This window comes from Xenorhabdus griffiniae, assembly GCF_015163655.1.
GTDB lineage: Bacteria > Pseudomonadota > Gammaproteobacteria > Enterobacterales > Enterobacteriaceae > Xenorhabdus > Xenorhabdus griffiniae.
This window is the reverse complement of sequence record NZ_JADEUF010000190.1, coordinates 1-3,494: the sequence shown is the minus strand read 5'-3', so window position 1 is coordinate 3,494 and position 3,494 is coordinate 1. Positions and strand designations below refer to the sequence as shown.

The following is a 3,494-nucleotide window of genomic DNA, read 5'->3' as shown; positions in this document are numbered from 1 at the left end:
CATTTAATGAAAATGATCCAGTCAATAACCGTGTTGCATTTTTTATTAAACAAAACCAAATAAATATACAAAAACAACCTTCTTCTTATTCTGTTCCATATAATTATAATTGCGGAGAGCAGATAAATTATGGCGTATTTGATCCAAATGGCTCCTTTCGTTATCGAATACTAAAAAACGATGCTCAGATAGACTCAGCGGCTAACTCCCTTAATCCACTTATTTTGATGCGTTCTAATGCAATACAAGACTTACAAAATATTTATGAATACAGTAGTGATAATGATCCTTATGCCAATATTTTTATTGACAGGTACATGATGCGCTTATTTGATGATGAGCGAAGACCGATTCAAGCTATGGTTAATTATGGGCATGGTCATTCCACTCCGTTATCGCATAAAGAGGAAAGTTTGAGTAGTTTACAATGCAATAACTTTATTATTGCCTATCCCCTGGCAAAAAGTCTAGTTCCAATTACTAATATATTGCTAGCTGGCTCTGAGCCTAAGATAAAAAAATGCGAGGTCGAGTTAAATACAACAAAAACTTGGGCTTTAAGTTCATGGTATAGTATCTTTACTCGTAAGGATAATTGTCAGATTAATCTTAAGTTAATTTGTGATGGAAGTGAAAACGCGTGTTCCTCTTCTACGGGAGATTATTCCACAAGAAATAAATTTCAATTAATTATATATGATGATGAAAAAAATGATAAGCAAGAGTTTATTGAACGTGTTCAAAACACAGAAAAAATTAACGTACCTCACCGTTCGAGTAATCTAGAGTCAACCGATAATATGAAATTTGAAAATAAAGGCAGCGGCACGGCAAAAATTTCATATGTTACTTCTAGTTGTTACTCTGATACCGGCCCAAGTACATTTGAAATTAAACCAAACTTAGATCGTGCTTTTACCATAAAAACTAAAAACACGCTTAGTGTATCTTGGTGGAATTGTTATAACCAAGACAAAAAGATCAGTTGGAAAATTGAATATACTACATATGAATAAATACGTTAAAAAGAGGATAAATAAGATGAAAAAGTTTTCCATACTTGCTTTATTTTTAGGTTTAATGAGCAACGTAGCAGTTGCTACAACACCTGTAGATACTACAAATAATACACAACCTAAATTAAATATCGTTGATCCAATAAGTAATCTGAGTTCTGCACAAGACTGTTCTATCAACCAGGGTTATCTTATTTCTGTATCTGTAGGATATAATGATAATAAAAACTGGGCAGCTTATACAGTAAAAAATGTAAAAGGTGGCCAAGCTTGGTATTGGGGGGCTGATCATGTTGATACCCCGGCAGGGAAAGCTATCCTTGCAACGGCAATTTATGCTGCAGCTAGTGGACAAAAAGTTCTTATTCAATGTGACAGCAATAATTATATTAAATCTTTATGGGTTGGACCTGATGCTTATTAACTCATTTAGTTGCACATGTATTATGTAGAAAACAAATATTGATATTCAGAAAATGCACTCTTTGTGATAAGCCTTGCCGCCACTATGGCACATATATACCAATCTAACTTCAAGATGCATGTGATTTCTCCCTGCGACGCGGGGAGAAATCATGTTTCATATCGTGCTGTAAATTACAACTTGAAGTTTAATGCGTATAAAAATTCAGGGTAGTTAGATCACTTCGAAAAAGTCGTGTTCGACTTCAATCAATGTATCTATCACTTTGTCGTGCATCTCTTCTGATTTGGAATAGCCTATCGTTTTTCTGTTAAGGCCGTTTTAAACGGGAGTGAAGTATCAGGGGGGTGAAAGAGGATCAAAATGGTCATGATTTCAATGTGATATATACACTCTTATCGGCGGTGTAGGCAGTATCTGTTATTAAGAAAAAACTGTGTTCAATAGGAGATAAAAAACGACAAAAATCGTCGACATCGCAGAAAATTTCAACTAAGTTATTTATAGTCTGTTCCTTCCCTGAGCTGTTTTCGGCGTTCACCAAAGTTTTATTCTTGGAACAGATTTTTCGTCAATTTCTTATCCAGAATTCAAATTAAATATCATATTACATATTATGAAAATTAACTATCACATAAGAGGTCAATATAAAAAATAGTTTAAAACTAGCAATTAGCTTTTATAACTATAAATATCACTTATGTGGAAACTGACAAAACACCGCTGTGTTAGTTTTGTTGCAATCGAATATGGAGGCGGCAGGAAATCGTGGAACTCATTACAACATAAAATCTTTATGGGTTAGACCAGACACATTGGTAATGTAGGGATGCATATCATGAATTTAACCAAGGCTTGCGCTGAAAAATGATAGTAGCGGAAGATGAATGTTTGCAATCCCAAAGTAAACTGCCAAATGTAAAAAACATTATATTTCAAAAAATAAAAGGAAATTAAATATATGAAATTTTTTTTGAGACGATCACAGGCGATATTTCTTATCAGTTTGACACTGTCTGCTTTGTCGGTGCAAAGCTACGCCACATTTAATGAAAGTGATCCAGTTAACAACCGTGTTGCATTTTTTATTCTACAAAACCATATAAATACACAAAGACAACCTTTTCCTTATTCTGCTCCATATAATTATAATTGTAGAGAGCAGATAAATTATGGCGTATTTGATCCAAATAGCTTCTCCCGTTATCAAATACTAAAAAACGATGCTCAGATGGACTCAGTGACTAACTCCCTTAATCCACCTATTTTTATGCGTTCTAATGCAATACAAGACTTACAAAATATTTATGAATACAGCAATGCTAATGATCCTTATGCCAATATCTTTGTTGACAGGTACATGATGCGCTTATCTGATGATGAGCAAACGCCGACTCTCGCTATGGCTAATTATAGGCGTGACAATTCTCCTCCATTATCGCATACAGAGAAAAATTCGAGTAACTTACAATGCAATGACTTTATTATTGTCTATCCCCTGGCAGAAAATCTAATTCCAATTATCAATATATTGCTCACTGACTCTAAACCTAAGATAAAAGAATGCGAGGTTGAATTAAAAACAACAAAGACTTGGACTTTCAGTTCATGGTATAGCACCTTTACTCGTAAAGATGGTTGTCAGATTAAGCTTAGGTTAATTTGTGATGGAAGTGAAAGCGCCTGTTCCCCTTCTGTTGGAGATTATTCCAAAAAAAATAAATTTCAATTAATTATATATGATGGTGAAAAAAATGATAAGCAAGAGTCTATTGAGCGTGTTCAAAATACAGAAAAAATTAACGTATCTCACCATTCGATCAATCTATTATCAATCAACAACATGAAGTTTGAAAATAAAGGTAGCGGAACTGCAAAAATTTCATATATTACTTCTAGTTGTTACTACGATACCGGCCCAGGCTCATTTGAAATTAAACCAAACTTAGATCGCTCTTTTACCATAAAAACTAAAAATACCATTAGTATATCTTGGTTAAATTGTTATAATCGAGACAAAATAATCAGTTGGAAAATTGAATATACTACATATG

At 33.6% G+C, this 3,494-nt stretch carries 3 protein-coding genes and 2 pseudogenes; 3 read left to right on the top strand and 2 right to left on the bottom strand.

Going from position 1 to position 3,494, the window contains the following annotated elements; translation table 11 throughout:
• The coding region (locus tag IQ211_RS18365; protein WP_193836445.1) for a hypothetical protein at positions 1 to 1,016 on the top strand (1,016 nt) is incomplete at its 5' end.
• A 25-nt stretch (positions 1,017 to 1,041) separates the two neighbouring features.
• The gene (locus IQ211_RS18360; RefSeq protein ID WP_189759738.1) at positions 1,042 to 1,440 is read left to right on the top strand and encodes a hypothetical protein; all 399 of its coding nucleotides are present in this window, start codon (positions 1,042 to 1,044) and stop codon (positions 1,438 to 1,440) included.
• 213 nt (positions 1,441 to 1,653) lie between these two features.
• Here the strand turns inward: IQ211_RS18360 and IQ211_RS18355 are convergent.
• Together IQ211_RS18355 and IQ211_RS19755 are read right to left on the bottom strand one after the other, a co-directional pair.
• Positions 1,654 to 1,789: pseudogene (locus tag IQ211_RS18355) on the bottom strand (IS1 family transposase); the annotation flags it as partial.
• Between the two features lie 49 nt (positions 1,790 to 1,838).
• A pseudogene (locus IQ211_RS19755) lies at positions 1,839 to 1,945 on the bottom strand (IS982 family transposase); the annotation flags it as partial.
• 456 nt (positions 1,946 to 2,401) lie between these two features.
• Between IQ211_RS19755 and IQ211_RS18350 the strand changes: the two are divergent.
• A partial coding sequence (locus IQ211_RS18350) for a hypothetical protein (RefSeq protein ID WP_193836444.1) occupies positions 2,402 to 3,494 on the top strand: 1,093 nt, incomplete at its 3' end.